This is a genomic window from Halomonas sp. MS1 (assembly GCF_024182575.1).
Lineage (GTDB): Bacteria > Pseudomonadota > Gammaproteobacteria > Pseudomonadales > Halomonadaceae > Vreelandella.
The window spans coordinates 1,026,265-1,042,920 of record NZ_CP098926.1; the positions used below are offsets into that span (position 1 = coordinate 1,026,265).

Consider the following 16,656-nt stretch of genomic DNA (forward strand, 5'->3'; position numbering starts at 1 on the left):
CTTACGCCTCCTCGGTATGGGCCAGCGTTTGCGGCTGTGCCTGCCTTAATTGCCGCCACGCCGTTATCAGTTCGGCATAGTTCTGGGCGACGCGCTCTACCAAGCTAGCGTCGTCGATACGCCCGGCCAGCCAATCACGACTCGCACTAGCAAATAGCGTTCGGCCAACGGTGAAACCCTTACAGCAGGCATGATTGGCGGCTGCTTCAAAGCCGCGTTTCATGTCGTCCATAGGGGCGTCGAGCCCGAGCAGTACAACCCCACGGCAGTAGGCATCCTCGCGCTCAATCGTCTCGCCCACCGCCTGCCAGGCCACATCCGTCATTGAGGGTAGCTTCCACCAGTCTGGGCGAATGCCTAGGTTGTAGAGCCGCTGAAGGCTGCGCGGTAGCGTCGTGTTATCACTTGGCATATCGGCGGGAGGGATTATCTCAATCAGCAACTCCAGCCCATAAGCACAGGCCGCCTGGTAGAGCTGGCGCAGACGCTCCTCCTGCTCTAGGCGCAGTGAGAGTTCATCGTCAGGGTGGTAAAACACCAGGCATTTAATGATCTGTTCTCTAGGCCAGTTGCGTAGGCAGGCACCTAAGTCATCGCCATGCTGGAAACGCAGCGGGCGTGAGCCCGGCAGCTCTACCGGTCGTCCAATCCACCAGCCTTTTCCACTGGCATGATTGAGCGCGTCCTGACCCAACACGTCATCAACCAGAATCGCGGGAGTGGAAATGCCACCCAGCTTGGCGCCCTCTTCAGCGGCGCTGACCAAGAGTTTTTTGAGTGCTGGCAGCCGCGCGTTGTCGGCATGCTCTTCGCGGGCCATATCGGTGAGTTGGCGACGGTGGTCAAATGCCAATCCCAACACTTCGGGCCACTGAACGGGCACTCGAGTGGTGACGCGGTGCAAATGGTTTAGGCGTTGATCAATATCCGGACGGGGTACCTCATCCCGGCGCGCCAAGTAATCAAATAACTCGTCTTCGGTGGGCATGGCGGGGGCACAGCCGTGGCGGGAGACCACCAGCGCGCCACAGGCATTGGCATAGCTGGCACTGGTTTGCCAGGGTTCATTGCGTAGCCAGCCACGTAGCAGCCCGCTCATAAAGGCATCGCCAGCGCCCAGCACATTGAGTACTTCGACCTGAACGCCCTTGACCAGAATGCCGTCTTCAATACGCTCAGGAATAGCGCCTTCAAACACGACACAGCCCATGGGGCCCAGCTTGCATACCAGAGTGGCTTCGCTAACCTCACGTACCGCGCGCAAAGCCGCTAAGGTGTCCGTGCTGCCGCCGGCAATATGAAACTCCTCTTCGGTACCTACAATCAGATCAAAATCTGGCAACCAGCGTTGAAGATCTGTAGTGACTTTTTCATCGGCGATAAAACGGGTTTCACCATCGCCGGGATTGGTCAGCCCCCACAGCACTGGGCGGTAGTCGATGTCCAGTACTCGCTTCACGCCATAATGGGCGGCAGCGTCCAGCGCTTTGCGGCACGCCCGGCGAGTGGTATCGGTAGAAAGATGGGTGCCGGTAATCGCCAGCGCCTTGGCCCGGGCGATAAATTCAGGGTCGATGGCGTCGGCGTCGATGGCCATATCGGCACAGTCGCGGCGGTAAAATAGCAGCGGGAAGCTTTCGCGATCTTTTAACGCCAGCAGCACCAAGCCGGTGTGGCGCTCGGGGTCGGTTTGTAGCGCGGAGGTATCCACCCCCACTCGTGCTAATTCCTCGCGAACAAAGTTGCCCATTTGTTCATCGCCGACCCGCGAGAGCATGGCAGACTTCAATCCCAAACGAGCGGTACCGTAAGCCATATTGCCCGAGCTACCACCTAGGTACTTGGCAAAGCTCGCCACGTCTTCTAAACGGCTGCCAATCTGCTCGGCGTACAGGTCGACCGCCACACGTCCCAGGCAAATCAGATCTAGCGGCCGGTGTTGACTATTGTTATTCAGCATAAATGTCTCCCCACGTCACAAATTCGTGGTATCGGGCAAAAGAGGGCACTGGGCATAAAAGCGTCTTGGGTGGCTATCGATGAGGCTTACCTAAAATGAGAAGGCAGCACGGAATCGATCAAGGGCGAGGCCGTCATCGCCAGAGGCCCAACCTTCTAACCCCACCGTGCCGCGATAACCTATGTCGTTCAGCGCTTGAGCAATGGCCGGGTAGTTAATCTCGCCAGTCCCCGGTTCGCAGCGCCCAGGCACATCGGCTACCTGCACTTCACCAATGTACGGCCCGCAGCGGCGAATCAATTCAATCAGATTACCTTCGCCAATTTGGGCGTGATAAACATCTAGCATGATGCGCAAGCTGGGCCGATCAACACTCTCCACCAGTGCTAGAACATCTTCCAAGCGAGCAAACGGCACGCCAGGGTGATCAACCTCGGTATTGAGGTTTTCAAGCACGAAGATGACGTCATTCTTTTCGCCAAGATCTGCCAGCCGATTGAGCGTGTCGCGGGCTTTGAGCCACATAGCGCCCGTCATCTGCTGGCAAGGCTGAACGGGCAACCCATTACCATCTAGCCCGGTGCCATGCAGGTTAAGGCGCGGAATGCCAAGACGCTTTGCTACCTCAACCGACTCAGCGGCGGTGCGTAGCAGTTCATCTGCCCCGGAGGCATCTGCCAGGGTGCCGGTGACATAGCCGGTCATGGATGAAAACGTCGCCCCGCTATTGGCCAGTGCGTCAATGTCGTGCTTCGTCCAGTCCCAGATTTCGACTTGAAAGCCCAGTTCAGAAATACGCTTAACGCGTTCCAATATCGGCAAATCGCAGAAGATCATTTCAGCACAGACAGCCAGCGTGAACGGCGATGATGGGGTCAACTTATTCATCATGCTTCCTTAATAGCCGCTTGCCGCTCGCGGTGAAGTTTGCTCGGCGCTGCTTGCATCGGCAGGCTGAGTGTCTTGATCGGCTAAGCTTGCCTTCTTGGCTTTATCTTCCCGCTGGAATTCCGCAAGCTCTGCATCCAGGCTTTCAAGCTCAGCGCCACCCGCCATCATGTTGAGCACTTCTTCGCGACTGACTTCTTCTTTGCGGAAAGAGCCCAAACTACCGCCGCGTGACAATAGGGTGAATGCATCCGCCACTGGGTAAGCATGATGGACGTTGTGGGTAATAAAGATGACTGCAAGGCCATCGGCGCGGGCTTTGGCGATGTAGCGCAGCACAACAGACGCCTGCTTGACCCCAAGCGCGGACGTGGGCTCATCCAGAATCAGCACTTTGGCACCAAAGTAGACGGCACGAGCAATCGCCACACACTGGCGCTCCCCGCCAGAAAGCGTGCCCACCGGCTGGCTTGGGTCGCGTACATCAATACCGATTTTGGACATTTCCTCTTTGGCAACCCGGTCGGCATATTTCCAATCAATGCGCTTTAAAGGCCCCCAGCCCACCGTCGGTTCGCGCCCCATAAAAAAGTTACGGGTAATCGACATCAACGGCACCATCGCCAGATCCTGGAAAACGGTCGCGATACCAGCGTCTAATGCATAAGCTGGGGACTTGAAACGAGCGGGTTTGCCATCCAGTAGCATTTCGCCGTGGGTGGGCTGGTGAACACCGGAAAGGGTTTTAATCAACGTTGACTTGCCAGCACCGTTATCCCCTAGCAGGCACATAACCTCACCGGAGTAGACCTGCATCGAGATATCACTTAAGGCGATAACACTGCCGAAGTGTTTGCTGACACTGCGCATTTCAATCATTGGCGTACGTGTGGTCATGTTATTTGGCCTCCATCGCCTTTTTGCGCATGTAATTGTTGAATAGCACCGCCACCAGCAACATCACGCCCAGGAAAACCTGGAACCAGTCGGTATTAACGCCGGTGTAAAAAATGCCCATTTGCACCATGCCAAAGATCAGTGCCCCCAGCGCTGCACCAATGGCAGACCCATAGCCACCGGTCAGCAAAGCACCGCCAATGACAACGGCAATGATGGCTTCCAGTTCTTTTAGTAGGCCACGAATGGTGTCCGCCGAGCCGGTATCCATCACCTGTATGCAGGCAAAGATGGTGGCGGAGAAAGCGGTGAACATGAACAGTGATATCTTGACGCGCTGGACGGGAACGCCTGAGTTGCGCGCCGCATTGGCATCGCCACCGCTAGCGAATATCCAGTTGCCGTAAGGCGTGCACAGCAGCACCCAAGTCGCTACAGCGGTTAAGCCCAGCCACCAGACAATCGAGACAGGAATACCGGTAACCGTGGGGTTGCCCGCAAAGTTGGTCGCCATCCAGCCATTGGCTGCCATCCAGCTAAATAGGCCCGTAGCGACTTCTCCAGAGAAAAGCGCCGCAAACCAATCTCCGGGGATATGATCCTGCACTCCTCCCACCTGAGTACGCCCCGTCAACAAGCGACTGGTTCCGATAGCCAGGCCACGCAGAATGAACAGGAAACCCAGGGTAACGATAAATGACGGCAAGCCTGTTTTATTGACCAGATTACCGTTAATCCAGCCCACCAAGCCCGCACAGGCGAACGCCAATAAAATTGCGGCCCATAGCGGCCAGCCATACTCCACCGCGGGGATGGCAATCAGGATGCCTGCCAAGCCAATCATCGAGCCAATCGACAGATCAAACTCTCCGCCGATCATCAATAACGCAGCCGCCGTGGCGATAATGCCGAGCTGAGCGGCGACTTCAAGAAAATTAATAATACCCGCGGGGGTAAACATCCCGGTGCCGCTGGAAGCAGCGATAAAGAAGGCAAGCACCAACACGGCACCGGCCAGCGCCCCCAACTCCGGGCGATTAAGCGCTTTCTTCCAGAAAGAGACTCTCTGGATACGCTCATCTTGATCAGCCGCTGCTGGCGCAACCGATGATTTCGTTTCAGTGGAATTCATAGCGATCGACTCCCAAGGCTCGACACCGCCGAGCCTTTTCCGATTAGGTAGTTATCAGCGGATGCCCTGACTACTCAGCTCAATGACCTGAGCAGCGTTTTCTTGAGTAACAAATCCTGGTCCGGTGGCAACATCCCCTGCGGGCAGCAGACCGTTCTTGACGAACTGATCTAGGAATATGACAGGTAGGTAGCCCTGCATGTACTGCTGTTGGTCGATCGCAAAGTCTAGCTCACCCGCATCCAAGGCTTCCAAAATGCCGGGGGAAAGATCAAAAGTACCGAGGGTGAACATATCGGTTGCCCCCTGCTCACGCATGGCCCGAATCATCGGATCAGCGGCCAATGCACCCAAGGTCAGCACACCACGCACATCACTGTTTTCGTTAAGGTAAGCGACAATGGCATTGCGAATATTGGTGGGGTCGTAAGTGGTCGCTAGCTGCTCAGCATTGCCATCGAAGCCGTCGACAAAACCATCACAGCGCTGATCAAGTCCTTGGTTGCCTTGTTCATGGTTAACGCAGACGCCTTTCTCGACGCCCATCTCCTGCATGCGTTCAGCAGCTTGTTTACCTGCCTCATATTCACTCTGCCCAACGTGCAGCCGGGCACCATAATCCCTTGCCACGTCGCCACCGGAGTTAATGGTGATGACGGGGATGCCGTTATCAACAGCATTTTGCACAGCGCCACCCAGGGCATTTTCGTCGGTAAAAGAGAGAATCAAACCATCAGGACCAGATGCCACTGCGGCTTCTACAAGCTGCTGCATCTTAGCCATATCAAAGGTAGAGGGCGCGCGATACTCCAAGCTAGCCCCAACGGTTTCAGCGGCGGCTTCTGCACCGTTTTTAACCACCGACCAGAAAGGATCAGAGGGAACGCCATGGGTCACCATGACGAAACGGCTCTCTTCTTGCTCTGGTTCCTGTGCTTGAACGACACCTGCCATTAATGCCGTGGTAGCGGCAGAGGCTAGAAGCCATTGAGATAGACGTGCCATAAATAATTCCTCATAACGTTATCGTTGTTGGTAGGGAAGTGGCATTAAATGCCTTGGCGTTATGAAATATAGATTCCAAACATCAGTTATAGCAAATTATTTATTCTATACTTTGGTATAAATGGAATATTTATTCCAATCAACTAGACTGCACAGCAACGAGTCACTTTGCTCAGTACTGCATATCCACTAGCACATAAGCAGAAGGCTGCTAGATGGGCCAACGCGAAGGAATTTGTATGCCACAACCACCACAGAGCTACCGTGAGTTGGAAACGCTGATCACCGCCGAGTACGCCACACTGAGCAAACGCTTACAGCAAACCGCGCGCTTTATGCTTGATCACCCTCAGGAAGTTGCTTTAGCGACCGTGGCCAAAATTGCCGAACAAGCGGATGTCACGCCATCCACCTTAATTCGCTTGGCCAATAGCTTGGGCTTTAAGGGCTTTTCCGAAATGCAGCAGTTGTTTCGCAGCCGTCTGGTCGATGAGTTGCCTAACTACACCGAACGCATTCGCGCGGTACGCAGCGCCACCGGAGAAACACCCGATAGCACCCAACTATTATGGGAGTTCGCTGACGCCAACCGCGCCGTGCTTGAGCAGCTACCCAGCCGTATTGATCCAGAGAGCCTAGAGAAGGCGCTGGATATTTTTGAAAAGGCCCATGCGATTCATGTAATGGGCGCACGACGCAGCTTCATGGTCGCCAGCTACATGACCTATGCCCTGGCGCATGTGGATAAACCTGCGTTGCTGGTCAGCGGTTTGGGAGGAATGTACGGAGAGCAACTGCGCGCGATGAGCCAACACGACGCGCTACTGACCATTAGCTTCTCTCCCTATGCCGAAGAGAGCCAAAAAGCCTGCGAAGACGCCCATCAGCGCGGCCTACCCATTGTGGTGATTACCGATTCGAGCCTTAGCCCACTGGCGCGTTTCGCGGATGTTGCTTTCGTGGTTAACGAAGCTGAAGTGAAAAGTTTTCGCGGCTTGACCGCATCGCTCTGCTTAACCCAAGCCTTGGCCATTGCCCTGGGCGTGCGGCAAGACAAATCCCGGGACAAAGCCCAAGAAAAAGCCTCGACTAAAAAACGTAAGACATAAACACCAAGCCAACAGCAACAACAAACCAGGAGTGCTTATGAAACTCGCGCTTATCGGCGCTGGACGCATCGGCAAGGTGCATGCCCAGGCCATTTATTCACACCCCGACGTTACGCTGGTTGCCGTGGCTGATTTTCATCAGCCTGCCGCAGAAGCCCTAGCCGAGCAGTACGCTAGCCGAGCGGCCTCTGTGGATGAAATCTTCGCAGATGATGAAATTGATGCCGTACTGATTGCTTCAAGCACGCCTACGCATGCGGAGTATCTGGAGCGTGCCGCCCGTGCAGGCAAGGCGGTTCTGTGCGAAAAACCTATCGCCCTGGATTTAGCGCGCACGCGCGATGCCCTACAGGTACTTAGCGAACACCCGGTGACCTGCGCGTTAGGCTTTAACCGCCGCCACGATCCTCAGTTTGCAGCATTAAAAAAAGCGATTACCGAAGGGCGTATTGGCGCACTTGAAACGCTGACGATTATTAGCCGCGACCCCTCTCCCCCGCCTGCCGAGTATGTGGCTGAGTCCGGCGGTCTGTTCCGCGACATGATGATTCATGATCTTGATATGGCTCGCTGGTTGCTGGATGAGCCGATTGAAAGTGTCTTTGCCGTCGGTAGTAGCATCATTGACCCAGCGATTGGCGAAGCAGGTGATGTAGATACCGCCATGGTCACCCTTACCACCGCCAGTGGCAAGCTGTGCCAAATCAGCAACTCACGACGCGCCTGCTACGGCTACGATCAGCGTATCGAAGCCTTTGGCAGCCAAGGCATGCTGCAAGCCCAGAACGAGAGCGACACTCGGCTGCGTTTTACTGGTGAAGCAGGCCAAGTGGAAGACAAACCCAAGTGGTTCTTCCTGGAGCGCTACGCCCAAGCCTACCAACTTGAAATTGGCGACTTTGTCGCCGCCTGGCAAGAGAAGCGTGCGCCACTCGCCGGTGCCCAAGATGGCCTAGAGGCGTTGCGCTTAGCCGATGCAGCGGAGCTTTCATTGCGTGAAGGTCGCAAAGTTCTGCTCGACGCCCCGGTTTAAACAGACGCAGACGGGTCTGTGTAGACCTTGCATATCGACAACGACTAGCTGCCAACCGAGCAGCTAGCCATCAGAAGGAGCGATATATGGCTTCACTACTGGTACGCCCCACCGCCCCAGATGCCCAAGGCACCGTGATTGACGTTACCCCTGAATCGGCTGGCTGGACGCACGTTGGCTTTCGGGTGCATAAACTCGCCAAGGGCCAGCGCCTGGAGGCCAGCAGCGTTGACCAGGAAGTCTGCCTGGTGCTGCTCACCGGGCGGGCCACAGTGACCTGCGGCGAGCACCGCTTTGAAGACATCGGCAAGCGCATGGATATCTTTGAGCAGATCCCTCCCTACGCGGTTTATCTGCCTGACCATGTTAGCTACGCGGTGGAAGCGACCACGGACTTAGAGCTTGCGGTGTGCGCTGCCCCTGGGCATGGCAATCACGCCCCAAGGCTGATTTCCCCCGACAACATCAAGCAGAGCACCCGTGGCCAGGGCACTAATACCCGCCACGTACACGATATTCTGCCGGAAACCGAGCCCGCCGATAGCCTACTGGTGGTTGAAGTATTCACACCTGCGGGCAACTGGTCTAGCTACCCGCCACATAAACACGATGTGGATAACTTACCCCACGAATCATACCTGGAAGAGACCTACTACCACCGTATTAACCCTGAACAAGGGTTCGCCTTTCAGCGCGTTTACACCGATGACCGCAGCCTTGATGAAACCATGGCGGTAGAGAACGGTTGCTGCGTGCTGGTACCCAAGGGCTACCACCCCGTGGGTGCTTCTCATGGCTACTCGCTCTACTACTTAAATGTCATGGCGGGGCCCAAGCGGGCGTGGAAATTTCACAACGACCCGGATCACGAATGGTTGATGAACGCTTGATGGAACGACTCTTCGCCCGCTAACGTTTATCTAATGCTATGCTTTATAGCCCCGCTGATGCGGGGCTTTTTTGTGCATTACCTTTAATAGAAGACCATAGAGGCCCTATGCTTCCCGATTATTCCACCATCGCTTGGGTGTTGATTGTATTTTCTGTTTACATGACCGGCGTTTCAAAAGGTGGTTTCGCGGGCGGTTTTGGCACGCTCTCGGTGCCACTCATGGCGCTGGCGATTAGCCCCACCCAAGCGGCAGGCCTGCTGCTACCGCTACTGCTGGTGATGGATGTATTTGCGGTGAAGGCATGGTGGGGCAAGCAGGATGCTACTGAGGTCTGGCGCTTTGTGCCGGGGCTGTTTATCGGCGTGACGGTGGGGACGCTGCTGTTTGGCAGCTTAAGCGAACAGGGCTTACGCCTGACGCTCGGCGTTATCACCTTGCTGTTCGCCGCCTATATGCTGCTCAAGCCCGCTTCTAAAAAACCAATCTCCACTCGCTGGGCATTGCCAGCGGCAAGCGTCTGCGGCTTTACTAGCTTTATGGCCCATGCGGGCGCGCCGCCGTTAAACGTTTATCTCCTGCCGCGCAAACTATCGAAAGAGACCTTTATTGCCACCTGTGCGGTGACCTTTGCCGTAGTCAACGCGATCAAATTAGCGCCGTATATGTGGCTGGGTGAAATCAATGTCACCAGCGCCTGGGCGTCGTTGCTGTTGGTACCCGTCGCTTGGATCGGCGTGCGCAACGGGCTGTGGCTGCAAAGCCGTGTCAACGAAGTGCTATTTTACCGTCTAGTGATCCTGGCCATGTTCCTAGTGGGAATCAACCTAATCTGGCAAGCGGTCAGCTAGCGCGTGCTTAAAGTGCCACCAGCAGCAGCCCACTCAGCATGATCAGTGTGCCAGCGGCTTTTGCCGCCGATGCAGGCTCTTTTAGCCACAGTACACCCATTAATACCCCCACCGGAATGGAGAGCTGGCGCAGCGCCACGACGTAACTCACTTCGTCGGTTAGTGCCAGGGCCATGAGTACCAAGCCATACGTGCAGGTCATCATCAGCCCGGTGACGACCAGCATGACTAGCCCTTGCCGGCGGATGGCAGGCAACCGGCGACGCTCCGAGGGCAGCAGCATCAGCAGCGGAATCGCCCAGGTTAAGGTCATCACTGCTTGTAACACCATAAACACCGCGCCGGCGGTTAAACTGCTATGACCGGCTAGCTGCATTAACGCCAGTGCCTGCTTATCTATCAGTGAATAGCCCACCGTGCCGGCGGCTGCCAACAGTGCAAACCCCATGGCTGGTGTTAAATAGGTAGCTAGCCTGCGCGCTTCGGGGCGGCTTAGTGGCAGGCACAGCGCCCCTGCCACCACCAAGGCCATGCCAATGCCATCCGCCACATCCAGCGCGCGGTTGCCGAGCAGCGCAATGGACACGAGCGGCACAAGCACCACCGGCAGCGCCCGAGCGATGGGATAGAGAACACTGACTTCCCCACGCGCATAAGCCCAGGCTAAGCCACCCATATAGAGCATTTGGCACAGCCCTGAAAGCGCTAGCCATCCCCAAAATGCGTTGGGTAGCGCCGCTAATGATGGCCCAAGCCACACTAGCGGCAGCAACAACACACCGCCTGCCCCGTATGCCAAGGTAAAAAAAGCCAGCGACGGCGCATTGCGCTTACCCAGCACGTTCCACCCAGCATGCATACACACCGAAAACAGCACTAACGCCAGTGCGGCTGGGCTCAAGGCCGCTCTCCTCGCTGTAAACGGGCATTTATGTCATCTACAACGCTTGGCAGCTCGGCGATAGTGGCAATGCTGTAGTGCGGTTTTGAGGGAGCAAACTGTGCAGCTACTCGCTCGTGGGCGGCATGGCGTTCGCTATCGCTTAGCGCTTGATACTGGCCATAATTCAGCCCCAAGGCGTTGCCTGAACAAGTGAGTGCGACCGTCCACATTCCTGCATGGCGCCCTTCAAGGATGCCGGGGGCGGTATCGTCCACCTTGATACAGGCAGCAACATCACTGATGCCTAACGCAATGACATTGGCCAGCGCTTGGGCGGGGTGTGGGCGACCGTTGGGTACCTCATCGGTGGCCACTACATGATCCACCTTCAGGCCATTATCGGCGGCTAGCGCCACCACCTTTTCCATCACCACGGCCGGATAGCCGGAGCACGAACCGACCTTTAGCCCTTGCGCTCGCAACCAAGTGAGCGTATCCAGCGCCCCAGGAATCACCGCCGAGTGATCGGCAATTTTGGCGATCTGCAGCGGCATAAAGCGTTCATAAAGCGCCGTCACATCGGCATCAGTCGGCAGGTGGCCGACGGCTTGGAGAAAGCGCTCGGCTATCTCAGGCTGATTGCACAGCGTGTGGATATGGTCCCATTTGCCCATGCCCATCGGGCCGCGTGCTTCTGCTAGGCTGATCGCCACACCCAGTTCGGCAAAGGCTTCGACAAATATCTGGGTCGGTGCGAAGGAGCCAAAATCGACCAGCGTACCCGCCCAGTCACAAATCACCGCCTGCAGGCATTGAGGAGATTGATAGTGCATCAGGCACTCCTTGATTCAATGAAGAGAGAAACACCCATACTCGTTAGGGCGTCTTGAATAACGCTGAGTAACTGCTCAATCACCGCCGCATCCAACTGGCCAATGCAGCCGATGCGAAAACTGTCGACGTCAGTTAACTTGCCCGGGTAGATCAAAAAGCCACGCGCCTTCAGCGCTGCGTAGAACGCCTTAAATTCAAACGCGGGGTCAGTAGGGCTCAAAAAGGTGGTGATGATCGGCGATAGCCACTCATCTTCTAAAAGCGTGCTGAAGCCTAACGCCCGCATGCCTTTTACCAGCACTTCGCGGTTATGGGTATAACGTGCGCAGCGCCCCGTCACGCCGCCCTCTTCCCGGTGCTGGGCAAGCGCCGCTTGAAAGGCCACCACCGTATGCGTGGGCGGAGTAAAGCGCCACTGGCCAGTGCGTTCCATGTAGTCCCACTGGGCGTGTAAATCCAGGCTCAGCGAGTGGGCACGCCCCTTACCAGCAGCAAGTAGCGTCTGGCGAATGATCACAAAACCAAAGCCCGGTACGCCTTCGATGCACTTATTGGCCGATGAAATCAGCACATCAATAGGCGTTTTTGCCAGGCTAATCGGTACGCCTCCAAACGAGCTCATGGCGTCAACGATCAGCGTTTTCCCATGATCACGCACCACCTCAGCGATGGCTTCCAGCGGGTTCAAAATGCCGGAGCTGGTTTCGCAGTGAACTAGGAACACTGCGGTAATGTCAGCATCTTGCTGTAGCAGTGCCGCCACTTCGTCGGGTTGCGGTGGTAAGTAGTCACCTTTGTCCAGCGTCACATAACGGCGACCCATCATATCGAGCAGTTGAGCAGCCCGCTTGCCGTAAGCGCCGTTCATTAACACCAACACCTTGCCGTTGGGGTCGGTTGCGCAGGCCAGCGCACTTTCAACGGCGAACGTGCCGCTGCCTTGCATCGGCACGCAGGCATAGGCGTCGCTTGCCGCCTCGGCCATGGCAAGCAGTTGCGCACGCACATCGGCAGTGACGCGATTAAAGTCGTCATCCCAGGAGCCCCAGTCCCGCAACATGGCTGCTTTGGTCGCCTGGGAGGTGGTTAGTGGCCCTGGGGTTAAGAGGTAAGGCACTTGTGAATGACTCATCATTTTGGTCTATACCAGATTATAAGCACATATTAGCCGCTGGCGTAGCGGGCTGTTTAGCCCGCCTGACGCCAACGCTGAGCGTTGTTTAAGAGAACGTGGGTAAGCGCCGTGTGGAGCAGTTTAACCACCAGCGAGGTCAGGAAAATCAGCACAGCCATGGCCGCGGCGCTAGCAAAATAGCCCGCCTCGTCCAGATGCAGCACCGCCACTGAAGCAAGCCGCGTATCGCTGTTATAGAGGAACACTACCGCAGACACTGTCGTCATCGCATTGACGAACAGGTAGACAGAAATATCCAGCACGGCAGGCAGCGATACCGGTAATGTCACGCGGCTAAACGTGGTCCAGAACGGTACTTTTAACGAGGCCCCCACGGCTTCAAACTCCGGATCGAGCTGTTTCAGCGCAGTGACAGAGGTGAGGTGACACACCGTATAGAAGTGCACTAGCGTGTTGAGCACCAGAATCGCCATGGTGCCGTAAAGCCAGTTAAGGGGGTTACCTGCCTGGTTGAAAAAGAAGATATAAGCCAGACCCAGCACCATACCCGGCACCGCCATGGGTAGCATGGCCATAAAATGCAGGCCTTGGCGCAGCGGGCGATAGCCTTCGCTCTTTTCAATCAGCCACGCATTGAAGAAAATCACCAGTGTCCCCACTAACGCGACGCTAAAGGCCAGTTTGAGAGAGTTAAACCACGCCCCCCAGCCACCGCCGGCTAAGCCCTGAAAGGTGTAATGCTGCAGCGTGAACGACAGGTTATAGGGCCAAAACTGTATGAGCGACGCATACACTGCGGTACCAATGACCAGTAGAATAATGCCCGCGACCGAATAACACAGCAGCGCAAACGTCCAGTCTCGCAGCGGGCTAGGCGTTGGTTGCCAGGGTACTGCCCGAGCCGAGAGCTGAGCCACTTGGCGTTTCTGTATCCAGCGGTCGACGATGAACGATAGCACTGCAGGCATCAGTAGAATAACGCTAACCACCGCGCCCATTTGAAAGTTCTGCTGCCCCACCACTTGGCGATACACATCGGTGGCGAGCACGCTGAATTGGCCGCCAATAATTTTCGGCACACCAAAGTCGGTAATGGCCAGCGTAAAGACAACGAACAGGCATGAAATCAGCCCGTAACGCACCCCGGGCAGCGTAATCGTCAAAAACGTACGCCACTTCGGCGTGCCCAGTGCTTCTGCTGCTTCATAGAGGCGTGCATCGCTATTGGTCAGCGCAGTGGTTAGCAACATTAGCGCATGGGGAAAAATCCAGAAACTCATGCCCATCACAATGCCAATCGACCCATAAATCGAATGACCTGCCAGCACGTCGCTCAAAAACCCCTGGTTACCAAACAGATAAACCAAGCTAATGGCGGGTAGCAACGAAGGGGCCAAAATGGGCAAAATCGCCAACATTCGAAACAGCCGTTTGCCAGGCATGCAGGTACGGGTAATGCCGTAGGCGCATAAAAAGGCGAGCCCTGCGACGACCACCGTCGTAGTGAACGCTACGCGCAATGAATTGGCGATCGAATTGACCAGTGCTGGCGTTTGAAAATACTGCACAAAGTTCGCCAGCCCAATAAAGTCGCCGCTGCGGTCTTGCAGGCTTTTCACCAACATTGCAAATAGCGGAAACAGCAGGCCGAACACTAACAGCGCCACAGCCGCTAGCAGCACGATCAGGCGTATCAATGCTTCCAGCGAAGGCGTTGCTGCAGGCGCTGAAAATATACTCGCCCTCATGACTGGTTGCTCCCTGCCGGATATAAGCGGGCAGCATCAGCAGGCAAATGGATACCCAAGGTTTGCCCTAGCCGTAATCCTAGTGTGACGCTATCACGGCTGGGAACATCAGCTAGCAACCATTGCTCGGTATTGTTAAGACGCAGCGATACCCGCTGAAACGCACCTAAAAACTCAATGCCCATGACATCACCGCTCAGCCCGCTGGTGCTGGCACTAAGCGCGACTGCTTCGGGGCGAATGGCCAGTTGAGCTGCTTGGTCTTGCGGGTAGGCGTGCGGCAAACAAGGGCAGGAAATAGTGCCTAGCAACGCGTGGTTATTCGCCTGTGCGGTCACCTCTAAAAAGTTCATGGTGCCGATAAATGACGCCACAAAAGCGCTGGCGGGCTGGTGATAGATCTCGGCAGGCGTACCTACTTGTTCGATCACCCCGTGGTTCATCACTACGATACGATCAGCCATGGTGAGTGCTTCTTCTTGATCGTGGGTCACCATAATGGTGGTCACGCCAAGGCGCGCCTGTAGCGCTTTGATCTGATGTCGCAAATGGCCGCGCACCCTCGCATCCAGCGCTGAGAGCGGTTCATCAAGTAGCAACAGGCCGGGCTCAGTAGCCAGCGCCCGCGCCAACGCAACCCGCTGCTGTTGCCCACCAGAAAGCGCGGCAGGATATTTATGTTCGCTGCCACTAAGATCAACCAGCGCAAGTAACTCCGCCACGCGGGCAGCAATCGTCGCTCGATCACTGCGACGGTTGCGTAACCCGTAGGCAACGTTGTCGAACACCGTCAGATTGGGAAACAGCGCATAAGATTGGAACACGATGCCAAAATCCCGCGCCTGCGGGGGCAGCGTGGAAATATCCTTGCCGCGCTGAATTAAGCTACCTGCTGTTTGCTGAGCTAGGCCTGCAATAGTGCGCAACAGGGTTGTTTTGCCACAGCCAGAAGGCCCTAAAAAGCATACAAACTCGCCTTCCTGAATCTGTAGCGCAATGTTGTCCAGCGCGGTAAAGCTACCGAAGCGCTTGGTGACACCATCTATGCTTAGGTGCGCAGAGGGTGAGAGTGTTTTCGCCGCCGAGTGAGCCGTCAGCGGCGATGTCAGTGTGGTCTGCATAACATCTCCAAGCCCCGGCCTTGGCCGGGGCAGCTGTTCGTGCTTACTGTTCGGTTTTACCGTCGTAGCGGCGCTGCCACTCTGCCAGCACGCGTTCGCGGTTAACCGCGGCCCACTGGAAGTCGGCATCAATCATGCGATCGGCAATGTCAGTGGGATAGTTTTCAATCGGCTGTGCCACACCGGGATAGGCCACCACGGCGTAGCCTTCGTTATAGAGTTCGTTAGCCTCGCGGGAAACGGCCCAATCCATCAGCGTTTGTGCAGCTTCCTGTTTGGCGGTTCCCGCAACGATGGCGGCAGCTTCCATATCCCAGCCAAGCCCCTCTTCCGGGAAGATCACTTCAATCGGTGCGCCTTGGGATTTTAACCGTGCACCACGGAAGGCAAACGACACACCGACTGCTGCTTCACCGGTGGCCGCCAGGCTGCAAGGAGCAGAGCCGGAGTGGGTGTAACGGGAAATATTGTTATGCAGGCGGTCCATATAGTCCCAGCCCTGCTCTTCGCCCCATAGCTGCATCCAGCTGGCTACATCCAGATAACCGGTACCCGAGGAGTTGGGGTTAGGCATAATCACATGCCCTTCAAACTCAGGCTGGGTCAGGTCTTCCCAGGAGGTCGGCATCGGCACGCCCTGACGCTCGCCTTCAATAGTGTTGTAGCAAATGGCCGCGACCCAGGCGTCCATGCCTACCCACGCAGGGTCTTCACCGTTACGGTAAGCAGCATCAATAAATTTTTGATCAAGGTTTTCAACGCCTGCGGGCGCATAGCGCTCCAGCATGTCCTCTTCTTCAAGCACCAGCAGACTGGTGGCGGCTAAGCCCCAGATGACGTCTGCCTGGGGATTATCTTTTTCCGCCAGCAAGCGCGCAGTAATCACGCCCGTAGAATCTCGCACCCAGTTAATGGTGATATCGGGGTGAGCGGCATTGAAGCGTTCGGCGTATTTTTGCAGGTCATCTGACTCAACGGCGGTGTACACCGTTAGCTCAGTGGCGCTAGCCATCGAAGTGAAGGCAACGGCAGTCGTTGCAAGCAGAGCAGTTGCAATCTGAGTAGGTTGGAACAAACGGCGAAGTTTCGACATGGTAGGCTCCCAGCGTTTTGGTATAGACCAGAAGTTTGCCGTCGTTAGATGACAGTGCGATGACGCTTGTTTGACTG

At 56.0% G+C, this 16,656-nt stretch carries 15 protein-coding genes; 4 read left to right on the forward strand and 11 right to left on the reverse strand.

The genetic code is table 11. The features are described 5' to 3' along the window. Position 1 precedes the first annotated feature (1 nt). From NF683_RS04685 to NF683_RS04705, 5 genes are all read right to left on the reverse strand, one after another. A complete protein-coding gene (locus NF683_RS04685; RefSeq protein WP_253921401.1) occupies positions 2-1,960 on the reverse strand; it encodes a bifunctional 5-dehydro-2-deoxygluconokinase/5-dehydro-2-deoxyphosphogluconate aldolase in 1,959 nt (652 codons plus the stop codon). 90 nt (positions 1,961-2,050) lie between these two features. Further along, positions 2,051-2,848 carry a TIM barrel protein gene (locus NF683_RS04690; protein ID WP_253921402.1) on the reverse strand — a complete coding sequence of 266 codons (798 nt, stop codon included), beginning with the start codon at positions 2,846-2,848 and terminating at the stop codon, positions 2,051-2,053. A 9-nt stretch (positions 2,849-2,857) separates the two neighbouring features. Further along, positions 2,858-3,745 carry an ATP-binding cassette domain-containing protein gene (locus NF683_RS04695; RefSeq protein WP_089040564.1) on the reverse strand — a complete coding sequence of 296 codons (888 nt, stop codon included), beginning with the start codon at positions 3,743-3,745 and terminating at the stop codon, positions 2,858-2,860. A gap of 1 nt (position 3,746) precedes the next feature. Continuing rightward, positions 3,747-4,877, reverse strand: coding sequence for an ABC transporter permease (locus NF683_RS04700; RefSeq protein WP_253921403.1), 1,131 nt, complete (start codon positions 4,875-4,877; stop codon positions 3,747-3,749). A 54-nt stretch (positions 4,878-4,931) separates the two neighbouring features. Continuing rightward, positions 4,932-5,882, reverse strand: a complete 951-nt coding sequence (locus NF683_RS04705; RefSeq protein ID WP_253921404.1) for a sugar ABC transporter substrate-binding protein — start codon at positions 5,880-5,882, stop codon at positions 4,932-4,934. Between the two features lie 239 nt (positions 5,883-6,121). Here NF683_RS04705 and NF683_RS04710 point away from each other — a divergent pair, with 239 nt between their 5' ends. The 4 genes from NF683_RS04710 (at position 6,122) to NF683_RS04725 (ending at position 9,765) form a co-directional block, all read left to right on the forward strand. After that, positions 6,122-6,991, forward strand: coding sequence for a MurR/RpiR family transcriptional regulator (locus NF683_RS04710; RefSeq protein WP_089040561.1), 870 nt, complete (start codon positions 6,122-6,124; stop codon positions 6,989-6,991). Between the two features lie 37 nt (positions 6,992-7,028). Beyond that, the gene (gene iolG / locus NF683_RS04715) at positions 7,029-8,024 is read left to right on the forward strand and encodes an inositol 2-dehydrogenase (protein ID WP_253921405.1); all 996 of its coding nucleotides are present in this window, start codon (positions 7,029-7,031) and stop codon (positions 8,022-8,024) included. 86 nt (positions 8,025-8,110) lie between these two features. Continuing rightward, entirely contained in the window at positions 8,111-8,914 is an 804-nt protein-coding gene (gene iolB, locus NF683_RS04720) for a 5-deoxy-glucuronate isomerase (RefSeq protein WP_253921406.1), read from the forward strand. A gap of 107 nt (positions 8,915-9,021) precedes the next feature. Further along, positions 9,022-9,765 (forward strand): sulfite exporter TauE/SafE family protein, encoded by a 744-nt coding sequence (locus NF683_RS04725; RefSeq protein WP_253921407.1) that lies wholly within the window; start codon positions 9,022-9,024, stop codon positions 9,763-9,765. Between the two features lie 7 nt (positions 9,766-9,772). Here NF683_RS04725 and NF683_RS04730 read toward each other — a convergent pair whose 3' ends face one another. From NF683_RS04730 to NF683_RS04755, 6 genes are read right to left on the reverse strand one after another with little or no spacing between them, the layout of a single operon-like run. Next, positions 9,773-10,666, reverse strand: coding sequence for an EamA family transporter (locus NF683_RS04730; RefSeq protein ID WP_253921408.1), 894 nt, complete (start codon positions 10,664-10,666; stop codon positions 9,773-9,775). Then, entirely contained in the window at positions 10,663-11,481 is an 819-nt protein-coding gene (phnX, locus tag NF683_RS04735) for a phosphonoacetaldehyde hydrolase (protein WP_253921409.1), read from the reverse strand. The genes NF683_RS04730 and phnX overlap by 4 nt, the downstream gene beginning before the upstream one ends. Next, positions 11,481-12,617, reverse strand: a complete 1,137-nt coding sequence (locus NF683_RS04740) for a 2-aminoethylphosphonate--pyruvate transaminase (RefSeq protein WP_253921410.1) — start codon at positions 12,615-12,617, stop codon at positions 11,481-11,483. The genes phnX and NF683_RS04740 overlap by 1 nt, the downstream gene beginning before the upstream one ends. Before the next feature lie 53 nt (positions 12,618-12,670). Beyond that, complete coding sequence (locus NF683_RS04745) at positions 12,671-14,365, reverse strand: putative 2-aminoethylphosphonate ABC transporter permease subunit (protein ID WP_253921411.1); 1,695 nt, start codon at positions 14,363-14,365, stop codon at positions 12,671-12,673. After that, complete coding sequence (locus NF683_RS04750) at positions 14,362-15,486, reverse strand: putative 2-aminoethylphosphonate ABC transporter ATP-binding protein (protein WP_253921412.1); 1,125 nt, start codon at positions 15,484-15,486, stop codon at positions 14,362-14,364. The genes NF683_RS04745 and NF683_RS04750 overlap by 4 nt, the downstream gene beginning before the upstream one ends. Before the next feature lie 43 nt (positions 15,487-15,529). Next, a complete protein-coding gene (locus NF683_RS04755; RefSeq protein ID WP_089040552.1) occupies positions 15,530-16,579 on the reverse strand; it encodes a putative 2-aminoethylphosphonate ABC transporter substrate-binding protein in 1,050 nt (349 codons plus the stop codon). Between the last annotated feature and the right edge of the window lie 77 nt (positions 16,580-16,656).